The organism is Sphaerotilus natans (genome assembly GCF_900156335.1).
GTDB classification, from domain to species: domain Bacteria; phylum Pseudomonadota; class Gammaproteobacteria; order Burkholderiales; family Burkholderiaceae_C; genus Sphaerotilus; species Sphaerotilus natans.
Genome location: NZ_FTMZ01000002.1, coordinates 268,412 through 284,794, shown reverse-complemented (window position 1 = coordinate 284,794; position 16,383 = coordinate 268,412). Strand labels below are relative to the sequence as shown.

15 protein-coding genes are annotated in these 16,383 nt (G+C 72.8%); 4 read left to right on the top strand and 11 right to left on the bottom strand.

Going from position 1 to position 16,383, the window contains the following annotated elements; translation table 11 throughout:
• Window positions 1-6 precede the first annotated feature (6 nt).
• Window positions 7-2,226: a polysaccharide biosynthesis tyrosine autokinase gene (locus BW996_RS22520; RefSeq protein WP_081838015.1), complete on the top strand. Its 2,220-nt coding sequence runs from the start codon at window positions 7-9 to the stop codon at window positions 2,224-2,226.
• Here BW996_RS22520 and BW996_RS03045 read toward each other — a convergent pair.
• The 4 genes from BW996_RS03045 to BW996_RS03030 all read right to left on the bottom strand — a co-directional run bounded on the left by BW996_RS03045 (window position 2,213) and on the right by BW996_RS03030 (window position 6,193).
• On the bottom strand, window positions 2,213-3,451 hold the full coding sequence (locus tag BW996_RS03045; protein ID WP_081838016.1) for a right-handed parallel beta-helix repeat-containing protein: 1,239 nt from the start codon (window positions 3,449-3,451) through the stop codon (window positions 2,213-2,215). The two genes, BW996_RS22520 and BW996_RS03045, sit on opposite strands and share 14 nt — an antisense overlap.
• Window positions 3,452-3,603: 152 nt before the next feature.
• Window positions 3,604-4,131 (bottom strand): GDP-mannose mannosyl hydrolase, encoded by a 528-nt coding sequence (locus BW996_RS03040; protein ID WP_051631723.1) that lies wholly within the window; start codon window positions 4,129-4,131, stop codon window positions 3,604-3,606.
• Between the two features lie 21 nt (window positions 4,132-4,152).
• Complete coding sequence (locus BW996_RS03035) at window positions 4,153-5,487, bottom strand: YfiM family lipoprotein (RefSeq protein WP_139330719.1); 1,335 nt, start codon at window positions 5,485-5,487, stop codon at window positions 4,153-4,155.
• Between the two features lie 67 nt (window positions 5,488-5,554).
• The gene (locus BW996_RS03030; RefSeq protein WP_037479834.1) at window positions 5,555-6,193 is read right to left on the bottom strand and encodes a membrane protein; all 639 of its coding nucleotides are present in this window, start codon (window positions 6,191-6,193) and stop codon (window positions 5,555-5,557) included.
• A gap of 331 nt (window positions 6,194-6,524) precedes the next feature.
• Between BW996_RS03030 and BW996_RS03025 the strand changes: the two genes are divergently transcribed.
• The 3 genes from BW996_RS03025 (at window position 6,525) to BW996_RS03015 (ending at window position 9,650) form a co-directional block, all read left to right on the top strand.
• The gene (locus tag BW996_RS03025) at window positions 6,525-7,115 is read left to right on the top strand and encodes a hypothetical protein (RefSeq protein ID WP_076458570.1); all 591 of its coding nucleotides are present in this window, start codon (window positions 6,525-6,527) and stop codon (window positions 7,113-7,115) included.
• Between the two features lie 32 nt (window positions 7,116-7,147).
• Window positions 7,148-8,941 (top strand): SNF2-related protein, encoded by a 1,794-nt coding sequence (locus BW996_RS03020; protein ID WP_139330718.1) that lies wholly within the window; start codon window positions 7,148-7,150, stop codon window positions 8,939-8,941.
• Between the two features lie 76 nt (window positions 8,942-9,017).
• Complete coding sequence (locus tag BW996_RS03015; protein ID WP_051631740.1) at window positions 9,018-9,650, top strand: DUF4126 domain-containing protein; 633 nt, start codon at window positions 9,018-9,020, stop codon at window positions 9,648-9,650.
• On the opposite strand, the gene BW996_RS03010 is transcribed toward BW996_RS03015, so the two are convergent.
• The 7 genes from BW996_RS03010 to argS all read right to left on the bottom strand — a co-directional run bounded on the left by BW996_RS03010 (window position 9,613) and on the right by argS (window position 16,326).
• Complete coding sequence (locus BW996_RS03010) at window positions 9,613-9,861, bottom strand: hypothetical protein (protein WP_037479839.1); 249 nt, start codon at window positions 9,859-9,861, stop codon at window positions 9,613-9,615. The two genes, BW996_RS03015 and BW996_RS03010, sit on opposite strands and share 38 nt — an antisense overlap.
• 166 nt (window positions 9,862-10,027) lie before the next feature.
• Complete coding sequence (gene rpoN, locus BW996_RS03005) at window positions 10,028-11,698, bottom strand: RNA polymerase factor sigma-54 (RefSeq protein ID WP_037479842.1); 1,671 nt, start codon at window positions 11,696-11,698, stop codon at window positions 10,028-10,030.
• A 7-nt stretch (window positions 11,699-11,705) separates the two neighbouring features.
• Window positions 11,706-12,461, bottom strand: coding sequence for an LPS export ABC transporter ATP-binding protein (gene lptB / locus BW996_RS03000; RefSeq protein WP_037479845.1), 756 nt, complete (start codon window positions 12,459-12,461; stop codon window positions 11,706-11,708).
• A complete protein-coding gene (lptA, locus tag BW996_RS02995) occupies window positions 12,458-13,105 on the bottom strand; it encodes a lipopolysaccharide transport periplasmic protein LptA (protein ID WP_076458565.1) in 648 nt (215 codons plus the stop codon). Before lptA ends, lptB begins: the two co-directional genes overlap by 4 nt.
• A gap of 103 nt (window positions 13,106-13,208) precedes the next feature.
• Window positions 13,209-13,877, bottom strand: a complete 669-nt coding sequence (locus BW996_RS02990; protein ID WP_037479847.1) for a thiol:disulfide interchange protein DsbA/DsbL — start codon at window positions 13,875-13,877, stop codon at window positions 13,209-13,211.
• 60 nt (window positions 13,878-13,937) lie between these two features.
• Window positions 13,938-14,609 (bottom strand): SPOR domain-containing protein, encoded by a 672-nt coding sequence (locus BW996_RS02985; protein ID WP_037479850.1) that lies wholly within the window; start codon window positions 14,607-14,609, stop codon window positions 13,938-13,940.
• A 31-nt stretch (window positions 14,610-14,640) separates the two neighbouring features.
• Window positions 14,641-16,326, bottom strand: coding sequence for an arginine--tRNA ligase (gene argS / locus BW996_RS02980; protein WP_037479853.1), 1,686 nt, complete (start codon window positions 16,324-16,326; stop codon window positions 14,641-14,643).
• Window positions 16,327-16,383: the final 57 nt, after the last annotated feature.

Below are 16,383 nucleotides of genomic sequence, written 5' to 3'. Positions count from 1 at the left end.
TCTTCGATGTTCTCCCCGTCCCGCCCCGAGCGCGTCGCCATCGTCCACGAATGGCTGGTCAACCATGCCGGCAGCGAGAAGGTGGTCGAGCAGCTGCTGCAGATCTACCCGCAGGCCGACCTGTATGCGGTGGTCGACTTTCTCGGCCCCGGCGAGCGCGGCTTCCTGGGCGGCCGGGTCGCGCGCACCACCTTCATCCAGCGCCTGCCGGGCGCGCGCAAGCGCTTTCGCCACTACCTGCCGCTGATGCCGCTGGCGGTCGAGCAGCACGACCTGTCGGGCTACGACCTGATCGTCTCGTCGAGCCACGCGGTGGCCAAGGGCGTGCTGACCGGGCCGGACCAGCTCCATGTCTGCTACATCCATTCGCCGATCCGCTACGCCTGGGACATGCAGCACCAGTACCTGCGCGAGTCCGGCATGGACAGCGGCCTGAAGGGCGCCTTCGCCCGCGCGATGCTGCACTACATGCGGCTGTGGGACAGCCGCACCGCCGCCGGCGTCGACCGCTTCGTCGCCAACTCGGCCTTCATCGGCCGGCGGGTGCGCAAGGTCTACCGGCGCGAGGCCGGCGTGGTGCATCCGCCGGTGGACGTGGCGCGCTTCGCGCTGCGCGCCGACAAGGAGGACTTCTACCTGACCGCCTCGCGCATGGTGCCGTACAAGCGCATGCCGATGATCGTCGAGGCCTTCGCGCGCATGCCGCAGCGCCGGCTGGTGGTCATCGGCGACGGCCCCGACATGGACAAGGTGCGCGCCACCGCCGGTCCGAACGTGACGGTGCTGGGCTTCCAGGACGACGCCACGCTGGTCGACCACATGCAGCGCGCCCGCGCCTTCGTCTTCGCCGCCGAGGAGGACTTCGGCATCACCCCGGTCGAGGCCCAGGCCTGCGGCACGCCGGTGATCGCCTACGGCCGCGGCGGCTCGCTGGAGACGGTGCGCGGCCGCGGCGACCCGGCGCAGCGCACCGGCGTGTTCTTCGACGCGCAGACGCCCGAGGCGCTGATCGCCGCGGTCGAGGCCTTCGAGGCGCTGCCCGCGCCGATCGCGCCCGAGACCTGCCGCCGCCATGCCGAGGACTTTGCGCCGGAGCGCTTCCGCGAGCGCTTCGCCGCCGAGGTCGAGCGCGCCTGGGCCGCCTTTCACGGCGAGCCCGCAGCGGCGACCGCACCGGAGCCCGTCGCGCGCGCGATCTCCCGCCCCGACCTGAGCCTGATCCCGATGCCTGACGCTTCTGCCTCTCCTGCCACCGTCGCCGCCGCCAGCACCGCCGCCCCCGTGTCGATGCCGCCGGCACCGGCCGAGCCCGACATCGTGCCGGCGGTGCTGGCCGCCTGGCAGCCGCGGCCCGACCCGATGGCGCTGCCGCCGCAGCCTGCACCGACCACGGCGGTGGTGTCGGCGCATCCGGCCCGGCCGATCGGCGAGCTGCTGCGCACGCTGCGGCCGCTGTCCGATGGCGACATCGCCCACATCCTGGTGGTGCAGCGGCGCATGGGACTGCGCTTCGGCGAGGCGGCGGTCGCGCTCGATCTGGCCAGCCAGGCCGACGTGCTGCGGGCGCTGTCGATGCAGTTCAACTATCCGTGCGCGCTGGACCTGAGCCGCTTCGGCGCCGGCGGGCTGGTGGTGGCCACCGATCCGCACGGTGCCCAGGCCGAGGCCTTTCGCGAGCTGCGCAGCCGCATCCTGGCCGGTCCGCGGGTGCCGCTGGCGGTGCTCAGTCCGGACCGGGGCGACGGCCGCACCCATGTCGCGGCCAATCTGGCCATCACCTTCAGCCAGCTCGGCGAGCGCACCGTGCTGGTCGACGGCAATCTGCGCGCACCGGCGCTGCACCGCGTCTTCGGCCTGAAGGAGCGCGCCAGCCTGGCGGACCTGCTCAACGGCCGCCGTCCCGCCCGGCCCTTCGACCGTTCGGCCGAACTGCCGGGGCTGTTCGTCATGCAGGTGGGCGCGCCGCCGCCCAATCCGCTCGAGCTGCTGCAGCAGCCGCTGTTCGCGGTGCTGCTGCGCGAGCTGCAGCGCGAGTTCGACCGCGTCATCGTCGACACCCCGCCGGCGCGTGACAGCGCCGACGCGCGTGTCATCGCCGCGACCTGCGGCCAGGCGGTGCTGGTCGGGCGCAACGGCCGCACCGATGCCCGGGCGATGAATCTGCTGGTCGAGCGGCTGCGCCGCACCCGCGCCGACATCGCCGGCGTGGTGCTCAACGCGTACTGAGGGCCGGGCAGTCGAGCCGCGCGCCGCTGGCGCCGGCATCGAGGCGGCCGTCGCGCAGCCGCAGCGCCGGCACGCCGCTGTCCTCGACCCGATTGTCCTCGAGGTGCAGCCGGCCGATGCCGGCCGCGCCGGGCGGCGTCTCGTGGCGATGCACCTCGATCGCCGCATGGCCGGTCGGCGCACCGGCGGCCTGCGCCGCATCCTGAGGCCGGCCGATGCGCATCAGCCGGTTGCGCTCGATGCGCACCTGATCGACGCCCCGGGTGCGCCACGGGCCCTCCTGCGCCACCAGGATGCCGGCGGCGCGCAGCACGTCGCTGATGCGGTTGTTCGCCAGCGTGATGCGCTCGCCGCCGACCACCGCCAGCCCGCGCCCCCAGCGCCCGCCCGCGACCTGGTTGTCGCGCACCAGGATGTCCTGCACCGGCGCGGGATCGCTGTCGTAGGACACCACCGCGATCAGGTCGTCGCCGGCATCGTTCACCTGGTTGTTCTCGATGCGGCCTTGCCGGCTGCCGCCGCTGACATGAATGCCGTCGGCCAGCGTGGCGCGGATCCGGTTGTCGGCCAGCAGGAAGCCGCGCGCGCCGAGCACCAGGATGCCGGCCGCGCCGGCGCCCTCGATGCGCACCTGCTGCACCACCTGGCCGGCGCCCTGCAGCACCAGCCGCGACTGCGCCGGCGCGTCGCGGCGCCGGTCGGTGCGCGCGCGCAGCGTCAGTCCGGCCAGCCGCACGCCGTCGGCCTGCAGCCGCAGCGCATGGTCGGCCGGATCGAGCGCCTGCAGCGTCGCGCCCGGGCCCCACAGCGTCAGGCCGGGCCGGTCGATCGTCACGCTGTGCGCCTGCAGGTAGAGGCCGGGCTCAAACACCAGCCAGTCGCCGGGACGCAACGTGGCCTGCGCGCGACGCAGTGCCTCGTCATCGGCCAGATCGTCGTCGGGAATGGCGCCAAAGTCGCTGACGCGCCACACCTGCGCGGTGGCGGGCGGATGCGCCGGGATGGCGACGGGACAGGGGGGAGGGGGCTGCAGCAGCGATGCAGCGTGGGCAGCGCCGGGCAGCAGGCCCGCGCACAGCAGCAGCGCAGCGGCCAGGCCAGGTCCGGATCTCGCGCCGAGACGCGGCCGGCCGGGAGAGGCCTCCTCACGCCGGGGCGGGCCGGTGCCGATCGGGTGATTCCGGGTCTGCGACACACTGCCGCGCATCAGGTCCCTTGCATCCATGATGACCGGAGGCTCACCAGATCGGCCCGCGCTGCCCGCGCCCGACGTGAGGATTCGGTGGCATCTTAGGCACGGACCCTGTCGTTCCTGTGACCTGGATTAAGCAGATGTTAAAAAAACGACAGTCTGTTCATCCTGCCTTCAGCACAGGCTCATGCAGCGAGCCCGGGGGCCGAGGCTGCGGTGCGCGGTGCGGTGATCGAGGCGTCGAAATAGGCCCGGGTGTTCGGATGCACCGCCGGATCGGCGCGCAGCTCGGCGGGCGTGAACCAGCGCAGCTCGCGGTGCTGGGCATCGGCGGCCTGCAGCTCGCCTGCAGGCAGATCCAGCGTCCAGCCGAGCACGACATAGTGGGTCGTCACGCCCTCGATGCCGGCGAAGTTGTCCGGGTACAGATGCTGGTAGACGCCGAGCGGGCGGGCCTGCGCGGCCAGCGCCGCCGGCAGGCCGAGCTCGGCCGCGGCGATGCGCTCGATCGCCTGCTCGATGCGTTCGTCCTTCAGGATGCGCCCGCCCGGCACGAACCAGCTCGCCTGTGCCGGGCGGTTGCTGCGCCAGCCCAGCAGCACCCGGCCCTGCGGATCACGGCAGATCAGGTCGATCGAGACCAGCGGCGTGTGGCGGACGACCTCGACCAGCGTCTCGCGGGGCAGGTGGGGGCGGGGCTGTGGACAACTCATGATGAAATTTTCATTCAGGGTTCAGCGCAGCAGCGGGCGCGACATCACCCGCTGCTCGATCTCGGCCATCATCCGCCGGTAGGGCGCGGCGCCGATGCCGCCGTAGCGGGCCTGGAACTCGGCCTGGGGCATGAACTCGGGCAGGCCGTCGACCGGCGGCATGAAGTCGGCCTCCTTCAGCGTGGCGTCCTGGTCCTGCAGTGCCGCGGCGCGCAGCCGGCCGGGGTCCTGCACCGCGATCTGGCCGAAGCGGGTGCCGGCGCGGTCGGCGGCGATGTCGTTGAAGCTGAAGCCGCTGCCGTCGCGCGAATCGACCACCTCCTTGTAGATGCCGATCGCATCGGCCAGGCGCCCGCCACCTTCGGCGGCCAGCACCGCCGAGACCAGGAAATGCATCGCGAAGTCGGGGCGGCCCAGCAGCGTGACGGTGCGCGCCGGCGGCCGCGGCCAGTCGCGTGCCTGCGGCACGATGCGCGACAGCGGCTGGCCGGCCGCATGCAGCGCCAGCACCACCAGCGCGGCGCGGTGCTCGGCGGCCAGGTCCTGCGGCGGGCAGTCCAGGCCGCAGCGGCCGGCGGCGAAGCCCAGCATCGGCTGCAGCAGCGTTGCCAGCGGCGCTGGCTCCGGCGCCTGGCGGGCCAGCCGCGTCAGCTCGCGCACATGCGCCTGCAGCCGCTGCTGCAGCGCCTGCGGCACCAGCGAGGCGCGCAGGCGGTCGGGCGTGTCCTCGCGCCACACATAGGCGATCTCGACCTCCTGGGGCTGCAGGCTGACGCGGCGCACCATGTCGAGCAGCAGCTCGGCCTGCTCCGTCAGGCCACGGCGGGTCAGCTCATGGCGCAGCAGCCACTCGGCCAGCGCCGGCGGCACCGGCACGCCGCCCAGATGCAGCCGCTCCAGCACGGGCAGGCCGGCGGTCTCGCGCAGGTCGGCCTCGATGTTGAGCCAGCGGCCGAAGGGGCTGGCCGGCATCTCCAGACTGGCCTGCAGCCGCGCGCTGCCGGTGCCGGGCACCAGCCGGCTGGGCAGGCGCAGCAGCCGCTGCGTCGCGTCGTTGAGCAGCAGGTCGATGTCGCGGCTGTCGGCGCGCAGCACCCGCAGCGCCGAGCCGTCCGCACTGCGGCCGGCCGCCTGCGGCGCGGGGTGGCGCGGATCGGCCGCGCGCAGCAGCAGCTTGACTCGCAGCAGATCCTCGGCCGACATCGACGCGGCCTCGCGCCGCACCAGCGGCTGGTCGTGGAAGGCCAGCGCCAGCAGCACCAGGGCGGCGACGAGGCCCGACAGCAGCAGCGCGCCCAGGCCTTGCAGCAGCCTGCGCAGCACCCGGGGGGAGGAGGGGGATGCGGTGTCTTTCATCTGCGGCGCATCTTAGGCGGGCCGCGCCGGCCCGATCCGGGAAAACCCCTCGTTTTTCCGGCCGGGCTCAGCGGGTGGGCGGTTCGTCGTCGGGGGGGCGGAGGTAGAGCCGGTCGGAATAGGTTGCCAGCCAGTGCGGCCGGAACGCGACGAAGATCGCCACCAGCATGCCGACCAGGAAGGCATCGCCCCAGGCCGCCAGCCAGCGGCCGATCATCTGCTCGTCCGGGTCCAGGCCGGGTGTCGCGCCATGCAGCGCCATCGACAGCGCGCCCGACAGCACGCAGCTCAGCGCGGTCGCGGCGAAGCCCCGGCCGAGGATGTAGACGAAGAGCTGGTTCGGCAGCCAGCGCCGCACCGCTGCGCCCAGCAGCAGCGCGATCGTCGCCGGCATCTGGCCGAGCCAGACCAGGCGGTGCAGCGCCTCGGCCGCATCCAGCCCGGCCATCGCCCAGGTCAGCAGCGTCACCGGCACCAGCGCGAGCATCGCCAGCGGCCAGCCGGTCATCATCAGCAGCATCACCGCGCCCGACAGCGGCTGCACCACCGACATGCCGACATAGCGGTCGGTGCCCCACAGCAGCGGCATCAGCGCGCACCAGGCCAGCCAGATCCACGGTGGCCCCGCCGGGCCGACCAGCCGCCACGGGCGCAGCCACAGCGCCACCGCCAGCGGCCCGGCCGCCAGGAGAAGATCGAGTTCCATGCGCGCATGCTAGAGGCGTTCCGGACCGGCGTTCCTGACCGGTCGCACGCTCCTGAAAAACCCGCACTCCCGCGCATTCCCGAGGGGGCTTGTCGCCGGATTGCGGTGATGGATCGGGAGTGGGGTCGCCATACCGGCTACAGTGCCGCCCAACGCAAAAGACTTCGCACACCGATCGGCCGGCTCTGCCGGCCCAGCCACCATGGCGTCTACCTCATCCCGCAAGACCTCCTCCCCCCGTGCCCGCACTGCGCGCGCCACCTCTCATCCGGCGACTTCGGCGATCCCGGAGACTCCAGCGCTTCCCGTCGACGACGCGCCGGCCCTGCCGGTGACGGCATCCGAGCCGGTGGCGGTCGCCGCCGAGCCGACCGCTGCGGCCCCGGCCAAGCCGGCGCGCAAGCGCGCCGCGCCGCGCCGCAAGACCGCCGCGTCCGAGCCGGCGGTGATCGCGCCGACCGAAGCCCCGGTCGTCGCCCCTGATGCCCCCGCGGCCGAGGTCGCGCCCGAGCCCGAGCCCGCACCGCAGGCCGAACCGGTCCCTGCGGCCAAGGCGGCCCGCAAGCGTGCTGCGCCGCGCGCCCGCAAGACCGCGGCCAAGGCCGAGGTGACGCCCGCCGCAACCCCCGAGCCGATCGCTGAGCCGGTGCCCGAGCCGATTTCCGCGCCCGCCGAAACGACGGCTGTGGTCGAGGCCGCACCGGAGCCGGCCGCGAAGACGCCCCGCAAGCGCGCCCCGCGTCGCCGCGCCGCGCCGCGCCCACGCCCGAGGCTGTGGTCGAAGTGGCTGCCGAGCCCGCTGCTGAAGCCATCGTCGAGCCTGTCGCCGAACCGGTGGCCGAACCGGCCGAGGTCGTGGCGGTGGACACCCCCGTGGACGTGGGCACGACCGCAACTGCAGATGAAGGTCCCGATGCACTGACGCAGGCTGTGGATAACGCCTGTGGACAAGCTGTGGATAACCTCGGCGATCCGATGCCGCAGCCCGAGCTGGCGCCAGAACCTGAGCCTCAGCCCGAGCCGGAGCCGGAGCCTCAGCCGCTGGCGCCGCCTTTCAGCCAGGTCGCGCTCGAGGCGCTGGGCCCGGTGCGTCGTCTGGCCTGGACCCCGGGCCGCGACTGCCCGGCCGAGCTGCTGGCGCTGGCCGCGCAGCTGGATCAGCCCACGGCTGCCGCTCCGCTGGTCAATGACCTGGCGCTGCTGGAGATGGTGCGCATCGCCCGCGAGCGCCGCCATGCGCTGCGTGTCGACGAGGCGGTCTGGCTGTGGCTGGCCCCGGCGCGCGACATGCGCGAGCGCGTCCATCTGCTCGAGACCCGCATGCCGGAAGGCCCCGCCAGCCCGCTGCTGACCGCGCTGGTCACGCTGCCGCTGCGCACTTACCAAGGTGAGGGCGCGCTCTACGCCGCCTGCGCGGGCCGCAGCGTGCTGGCCGATGACGCCGGCCTGGGACGCACGGTGCAGGCGGTGGCCGCGCTGCGCCTGCTGGCGGCCCAGTTCGGCGCCGAGCGCGCGCTGGTGCTGGCCCCGGCCGAGCGCCTGGCGCACTGGGCCGAGCAGTGGCAGGCCCTGACCGGCCTGAGCGCGCTGCAGGCGGGCTCGGTGACGGACATCACCGCGGCGGCGCAGGCCGAGGCCTCGCCGCAGGCACCGCTGCTGCTGCTGGCCGAGGCCGCGCTGGCGGTGCAGGCCGACACGCTGGCCGCGCTCCAGGCCTTCGCGCCCGACAGCGTGGTCGTCGACGAGAGCGACGACGCCAATCTCAGCCCCTGGCTGGACACCGACTTCGCGGCGGCGCTGGCGACTCTGGACGGCCCGTTTGCGCTGTCCGTGGCCCGCACGCCGGTCGAGGTGCGTCCGCGTGCGCTGCGCGCGATGCTGGAATGGGTCGACGCGTCGTGCCTGGGCGCGATCGGCCGCCTCGAGGCTCTGGCCGAGGCGCCGGTGGCCGAGCGCCTCGAGGCGCTGGGTCCGTGGCTGCTGCGCCGCACCAAGACCCTGGTGCTGCGCCAGCTGCCCGAGACGGTCGAGGCGATCTGCCCGGTCGAGCTCGATGCGGCCGAGCGGCCGCTGCATGACGCCCGCCTGGCGCAGATCGTCCGTGCGGTGCAGCGCTGGCAGCGCAGCCGCTATCTGTCCGATGCCGACCAGCGCCGCCTGCTCTCGACGCTGCATGCGCTGCGCCTGGGCTGCAATGCCGGCAAGATCGGCACCACGATCGAGGGCCTCGAGACGCTGCTGGCCGAGCCGGACATGCGCGTGGTGGTCTTCAGCCAGTGGGTCGACAGCCTGGAGGCGCTGTCGGCGGCGCTGACCGAGCGTGGCATCGCGCACCTGGCCCTGCCGGTCGATGTCGGCGGCGAGGCGCGCCGTGCGCTGGTCAGCGCCTTCCAGCAGGATCCGCAGCAGCGGGTGCTGCTGTGCTGCGACGACAGCCCCGGCGGCCAGCTCGGCCTGCGCCATGCCGCCACCGCGATCCTGCATCTGGACCGGCCCTGGAATCCGGCGCTGCTGGCGCAGCGTTTCAGCCGCGTGCACCGTGCCGACCGGGTCCGCCAGGTGCCGGTCTGCCATCTGGTGGCCAGCGACACGCTGGAGGAGCGCCTGGTCCGGGCGCAGGACGACGAGGCCTCGCGCGAGCATTTTGTCGGGCTGATCGACGGCGCCCAGGCCGAGGCCTTCCTCGGCGGTGCGCGCCTGGAGCGCTTCATGACGGCGCTGTCGGTGCTGGTCGGCGTGCCGGCGTGAAGCTCGGCTGAAGGCCCGCGCTCGGCCGGCCGAAGGTCCGGGCGCGCCTGCTGCCGGGCGCGCTAGGATGGACGGCATGTCTGTCTCCTTCGGTACGGCCGAGCTGATGTCGGTCGCCGCGACGCTCGGCTGGGCCAGCGGCCTGCGCCTGTACGCGGTGCTGTTCCTGACCGGGCTGGCCGGCCGCTACGCCGGTATCGGCCTGCCCGAGGGGCTGCACTGGCTGATGCATCCGCTGGTGCTTGGCGCCAGCGGCCTGATGCTGCTGGTCGAGTTCCTGGCCGACAAGATCCCGGGGCTCGACTCCTTCTGGGACATGGTCAGCACGCTGGTGCGCGTGCCGGCCGGTGCGGCGCTGGCCGCGGCGGTCTTCGGCGGCGACGAGGCGGGCTGGGCGGCGGCGGCCGCGGTGCTGGGCGGCTCGCTGGCGGCCACCGCACATGCGGCCAAGTCGGCCACCCGCGCGGCGGTCAATGCCTCGCCCGAGCCCTTCAGCAACTGGGGGCTGTCGCTGGCGGGCGATGCGCTGGTGCCGTCGATGCTGTGGCTGGTCTGGCGTGATCCGGTGCTGGCGGCCGTCGCGCTGGGGGTGCTGACGCTGGCGATGCTGCTGCTGCTGTGGCGGCTGGCCTGGCATTTGCGCGCGTTGGCGGCGCGGCTGCGCCGGGCGCTCAGCGGCGCAGCGAGCGATCCGGTGTCGCCGCCCTGAGCGGCGGGCGCAGCAGGGCCGTGAACTGGTCGGCCAGCAGCGCGAGCTCGGCATGGCCGCAGGCGCGGCACAGGCTCAGCACCGCGCGGGCATATTCCGGCGGACCGAGCATCAGCGCGGTGTCGATCTCCTGGCCGGTCTCGCGCCTGAGCAGATCGTGAATGCGGCTGGCGATCTGGTGGCGTGCGGCGGCGGGATCGTCGGTGTTCATCGGGGACTCCTGAGTGCCCGATGGCCATTGCATGCGGCGTGCCGGCGGAAATCCGGAAAAACCGCCCCGGCGGTGGGCGCCTGCACCAGCGCCACTCGGGGTCATCCCGGATTCATTTCACGCGGCATCGGCCGGAGGTGGCTGAAGTGCACCGCAGTGGTGCGCTTCAGATCGCCTTGCGCAGGTTGGCCGGCGCGATCTTCAGTGCCTCGCGGTATTTCGCGACCGTGCGGCGCGCGACCTGGATGCCCTGCTCCTCCAGCATCGTGCTGAGCTGGCTGTCGGAGAGCGGCTTGCGCTGATCCTCTGCAGCGACGAACTGCTTGATCAGCGCACGCACCGCCGTGCTCGACGCATTGCCGCCCGCCTCGGTGTTCAGCGATGAGCCGAAGAAGTACTTCAGCTCGAAGGTGCCGAACGGCGTGGCCATGTACTTGGCGGTGGTCACGCGGCTGATGGTGGACTCGTGCAGGCCCAGCTCGTCGGCGATCTCGCGCAGCACCAGCGGCTTCATCGCGATCTCGCCGTGGGTGAAGAAGCCCTTCTGGCGCTCGACGATGGCCTGGCTGACGCGCTGGATGGTGTCGAAGCGCTGCAGGATGTTCTTGACGAACCAGCGCGCCTCCTGGAGCCGCGCCGACAGCGTCGCGCCGCTGCCGGCGTCGTCGGCGCCGCGCTGGCCGCGGTGCTGGCGCAGCGCCTGCGCGTACATGTCGTTGATGCGCAGCCTGGGCATCACGTCCGGGTTGAGCACCACGCGCCAGCCGCGGCCGGCCTTCTGCACGATGACGTCGGGCACGACGATGTTGGCCTCGGCGCGGGCGAAGCGCCGGCCCGGCTTGGGCTCGAGCGTGACGATCAGCGACTGCGCGTCACGGATGTCGTCCTCGTCAGCGCCGGTGGCGGCCACCAGCTTCTTCATGTCGCGCCGCGCCAGCAGCTCCAGATGGCCCTGGCAGATCAGGATGGCGACCCGGCGCGCCTCGGTGGCGTCGTGCTCGCGCAGCTGCAGCACCAGGCATTCGCCCAGGTCGCGCGCACCCACGCCGCAGGGCTCGAGGTTTTGCAGCCAGCCCAGCGCGCAGCGCAGCCGGTCGAGCAGCTCCTCGCGCAGCTCGGCGGCGGCCTGCGCCTCCTCCGGCGTCGGGGCCTCGGGCAGCTCGGCCTGGTCGATGTCGACCGCGGTGACCTGGCCCGGTGCGGCATCGCGGCCGAGCGACTCGCCCAGCTCCAGGCCGACGGCCAGGCGCTCGGCGATCTCCTCGAGCGGGTCGGCCAGATAGCCGTCCTCGGTCAGCGAGTCGATCAGCGCCTCGACCAGCAGCTGGTCCTCGGGCGCCAGGCGCATGCCGCGCAGCTGGCTGCGCAGGTGGTCGGGCAGGCTCTCGGCGACGCTGGAGCGCTCGCTCCAGTCGCTGTCCTCGTCGTCGGGCGCGCCATTGCGGGTGCCGCCCACGTCCGACAGGCTCTGGTAGTCGTCCTGGCCGCTGTCCCAGTCGTTGCCGGCGTCGCCGCCTTCGAAGTCGAGCTGGTCGACGCCGGCGCTCTCGCCGTCACCGCTGCTGCCGCTGTCGGCCGGCGCCTCGCCAGCGGAGTCGGTGCCGGGCGCGCTCCAGTCCTCGCGCTCTGCGGCAGTGGCGGTGCCGCCCTCGACGGTGACCGCCTCCGGGCCGCCGCCGCTGTCCTCGTCGGCCTCGAGAAAGGGGTTCTGCTCGAGCATCTGCTCGACTTCCTGATGCAGTTCCAGCGTCGAGAGCTGCAGCAGCCGGATCGACTGCTGGAGCTGCGGCGTGAGCGCCAGATGCTGCGACAGGCGGACCTGGAGGGAAGGTTTCATGGGGCGGTCACATCCGGAAGTGTTCGCCGAGGTAGACCTTGCGGACCTGCGGGTTCTCGACGATGGCCGCCGGCTCCCCTTCGGCCAGCACGCGGCCCTCGCTGATGATGTAGGCGCGGTCGCAGATGCCCAGCGTCTCGCGCACGTTGTGGTCGGTGATCAGCACGCCGATCTGCCGCGCCTTCAGGAAGCCGATGATGCGCTGGATCTCGAGCACCGCGATCGGATCGACCCCGGCAAACGGCTCGTCGAGCAGGATGAAGCGCGGCTGCGTGGCCAGCGCCCGCGCGATCTCGACGCGCCGACGCTCGCCGCCGGACAGCGCCGGCGCCGGGCTGTCGCGCAGCCGCTCGATCGACAGGTCGGCCAGCAGCGCGCCGAGCTGCTCGTCGATGGCGCGGCGGCCCAGCGGCCGGCCGTCAGCGTCCTGCTGCAGCTCCAGCACCGCGCGGATGTTCTCCTCGACCGTCAGGCGGCGGAAGATCGAGGCTTCCTGCGGCAGGTAGGACAGGCCGAGGCGGGCGCGCTGATGAATGGGCAGCTGCTCGACCCGCTCGCCGTCGATGCGGATCTGGCCGGCATCGGCCCGGACCAGACCGACCAGCATGTAGAAGCTGGTGGTCTTGCCGGCGCCGTTCGGCCCGAGCAGGCCGACGACCTCGCCGCTGTGCACCGCCAGGTGCACGTCCTTGACGACCAGGCGCGCGCCGTAGCGCTTCTGCAGGCCCTCGGCCTCGAGGCGCTGGCGGGGCGGGGCGCTCAACGGGCGCCCTCCGTCGCCGCGTCGGCACCGGCCGGGCGCGAGGCCGCGCCGGCCGGCCGGGGCGTCAGCACGCCGCGCACCCGACCGCTGGCGGCGCCAGGCGTCGGGGTCTGCGTGCTGGCCGGCAGGCCGCCCTGCACCTCGAAGACATCGCGGCCGTGGTCGTAGACGATGGTCTGGCCGCTGACTTGGTCGGCCGGGGCGCCGGCGCGCAGCACCCGCACCTGGGCCTGGCCGATGAAGCGCACCGTCTCGCTGACGCTGTCGTACTCGATGCGGCGCGACTGGCCCTCGACCGTCTCGTCGACGCCCTCGCGCTTCTGGCGGAAGGTGACGAACTGGCCATCGGCCGCCGTGGCGATCGCGAACTGGCCGCCCTGGGGCGTCTCCTTCAGCTCGACCTGGGCCGCCTTCAGCAGCAGCGTGCCGCGGCTGATCTCGACCCCGCCGCTGAGTACCCGGACCTTGCGCTTGCCGTCGAGCACCATCCGTCCGGCATCGAAGGCCAGCGGCTGTGCGCTGTCAGCGCGCTCGGCCCGGGCGGGCGCGATGCTGGCGATCATCAGCAGGGCCGCCGCCAGCAGGGCCGGGGCCGAACGCAGGCAGCGGTGTGAAAACCAGCACGGAACAGCGACAGCAGCCATCAGTGGCAATCGAAGGCATGAAAATTGCATTGTAGCCTTCGATCCGCCCGGTGTCACCGGGCGGGCGGCCGCGTCAGGCGGCCGATTCCCAGCCTGCCGTGCCTCAGCCCTTGCGCAGGCTGGCGACGAGCTGGTCGGTCAGCGCCAGCGCGCGGGTCTGGCCCTGGACCTCGGAGGCGCCTTCGCCGCCGGCCAGCGCCGGCGAGGTGTAGAAGCGGCCGTGAATGCCCAGGGCCGGCACGCCGTCGATCTTGTAGGCCTCGGAGAGCTGCTTGCCCTGGCGCACCTTGCTCTGCACGCCGAAGGAGTTGTACATCTCGGTGAACTTGGTGCGATCGACGCCGTTGGCGACGACGAAGTCGATGACCGCCTCGGGCTTGTCCAGCCGTGCGCCCTGCTGGTGGACCGCGTAGAAGACCTTGCGGTGCAGCGCCTCGACCAGGTTCATGTTCTCCAGCGTGGCGTAGAGCCGCTGCAGCGGCTCGAAGCTCGGACGGAAGGCGACATGCACGCGGCGGAAGGCGACATCGGCGGGCAGCTTCTTGACCCAGGCCTCGAGCGTCGGCTCGAAGGCGTTGCAGTGCGGGCAGCCGTACCAGAAGAACTCGAGCACCTCGATCTTGCCGGCGGGGGCAGAGACCGGCACCGGCTGCTGCAGCCGCACATAGTGGCGGCCTTCCTGGAAACCGGCCTGGGCCGAGGCCGGTGCGCTGACCAGACCGCCCAGTGCCAGCGCGGCACTGCTTCCGGCGACGAACTCGCGACGCTTCATTCGATGGTTCCTTTCGATGGTTCTGTGCAGGCCGTTCGGACCCGATCCGGGGCCGAAGGTTCAGCGCGGCACGCGCACCAGCGCGGCATCGCCCTGGCCCGAGGCCGAGAGCTGGTCGCGCATGCGCTCCGCATCCTCCCGGCTGTCGTAGGGGCCCAGGCGGACGCGGTGCATCACGCGGCCGTTCTGCTCGCGCTCGGTGATGCGGGCCTTGAGCCCGTTCATCGCCAGCCGCGCGCGCTGCTGCTCGGCCTCGTCGGCGCTGCCATACGCACCGACCTGCACGAAGTAGGTGAACGGATCAGCACTGGTCTTCGCCGACGTCTCGCCGCCCGTCGGGGCCGGAGCCGAGGCGCTGGCCTCGGCACGTGCGGGGGGCTTTGAGGCCGGGCGGGCCGGCGGCGGGGCGCTGGCGGCCTCGGGCGGGCGGCTCTGGCGCTCGGCGATCGCGCCGATCGGGTCGGGGTCCTGGGCGGGCGGCGTGGCCGGCGGCGGCTCGGCGGGCCGGCCGGGCGGGCGGCCGTGCAGCGGCGCGTTCGGATCCCACTGGCGGTTCTTTTCCGCCTCGGCGGCATCCTGCTCCGCGGTGCGGCCCGGCACCTTGTCGACGAACGGCACGGGCGCCTTGGTGACGAAGATCGCCACCCCCAGCGCCAGCACCAGACCGCCCAGCAGGCCCACCACCACGCCGACGCCGAAGCCGCCGCGCTGAGTCTTCGCTTTTGATGCCATCACCGTTCTCGTCATCGCGCCGTCAGGCCGCTCACATGCGCTCGGGCGCGCTCACGCCCAGCACCGCCAGCGCGTTGCGCAGCACCTGGGCGGTGGCCTGCAGCAGCGCCATGCGCGCCGCCATCGCGGCGGCCGAGCCGTCGAGGAAGCGCACCGCGGCGTAGTAGCTGTGGTACGCCGAGGCCAGATCGCGCAGGTAGAAGGCGACGTCGTGCGGCGCCAGCCCTTCGGCGGCGCGCGCCAGCATCTCGGGGTACTCGGCCAGCTTGTTCATCAGCGCGAACTCGGTCGGCGCGTCCAGCACCGCCAGGTCGGCGGTGGCCAGCGTGGCCGGGTCGCCGCCGTGCTCGGCCTTCCACTTCTCCAGCACCGAGCAGATGCGCGCGTGGGCGTACTGGACGTAGAACACCGGGTTCTCGTCGTTGGCCTTGAGCGCCAGGTCGACGTCGAAGACGAACTCGGTGTCGGCCTTGCGGCTGATGAGGAAGAAGCGCACCGCGTCGCGGCTGGTCCACTCGATCAGGTCGCGCAGCGTGACATAGGAGCCCGCACGCTTGGAGATCTTCACCTCCTCGCCGCCCTTCATGACGGTGACCATCTTGTGCAGCACGTAGTCGGGCCAGCCCTGGGGCACGCCGACGCCGGCCGCCTGCAAGCCGGCGCGCACCCGCGCGATCGTGCCGTGGTGGTCCGAGCCCTGCACGTTGACGACCTTGTCGAAGCCGCGCTGCCACTTGTGGACGTGGTAGGCGACGTCGGGCACGAAGTAGGTGTAGCCGCCGTCGGACTTGCGCATCACGCGGTCCTTGTCGTCGCCGTAGTCGGTCGAGCGCAGCCAGAGGGCCCCGCCCTCCTCGAAGGTCTTGCCGGCGGCCACCAGCTTCGCCACCGTCTCCTCGACCCGGCCCGAGCTGTACAGGCTCGATTCGAGGTAGTAGTGGTCGAACTTGACGCCGAAGGCGCGCAGGTCCAGATCCTGCTCGTGGCGCAGGTAGGCCACCGCGAACTGGCGGATGCCGTCGAGGTCGTCCGGGTCGCCCGAGCCGGTGAACTCGCGGTCGTCGGCCTGGACGGTGGCGCGCGCCATGAAGGCGTCGGCGATGTCCTGGATGTAGTCGCCGTTGTAGGCCGACTCGGGCCAGGCGGCGTCGCCGGGCTTGAGGCCCTTCAGGCGGCACTGGGTCGAGTTGGCCAGCGTGGCGATCTGCACGCCCGCGTCGTTGTAGTAGAACTCGCGGTGCACCTGCCAGCCCTGCGAGCCGAACAGATTGCACAGCGCGTCGCCCAGGGCGCCCTGGCGGCCGTGGCCGACATGCAGCGGCCCGGTCGGGTTGGCCGAGACGAACTCGACCATCACCTTGCGGCCGTTGGCCGCGGCCTGGCCGAAGCCGGCGCCTTCGGCCAGCACCTGCGCCACGACCTGCTGGCGCGCGGCGGGCTTGAGGCGGATGTTGATGAAGCCGGGGCCGGCGATCTCCAGTGCCTCGACCCACTGCTGCACCGCCGGGCGGGCCTGCAGCGCGGCGATCAGCGCGCCGGCCAGCTCGCGCGGGTTCTTCTTCTGCGGTCGGGCCAGCTGCATCGCGGCGGTGCAGGCGAGGTCGCCGTGGGCGGCCTGCTTCGGGCTTTCGAAGGCGGGCTCGATCGCCGCACCCGGCGCGATCTCGGCCAGCGCGTCGCCGAGGGCGGCGAGGAGTTGCTCTTTGGCTTGAATCATGGGGCGGATTCTACGGGGCGGGTCGGCCGAGCAATCCGCACTTGTGTCGGGCAGGGG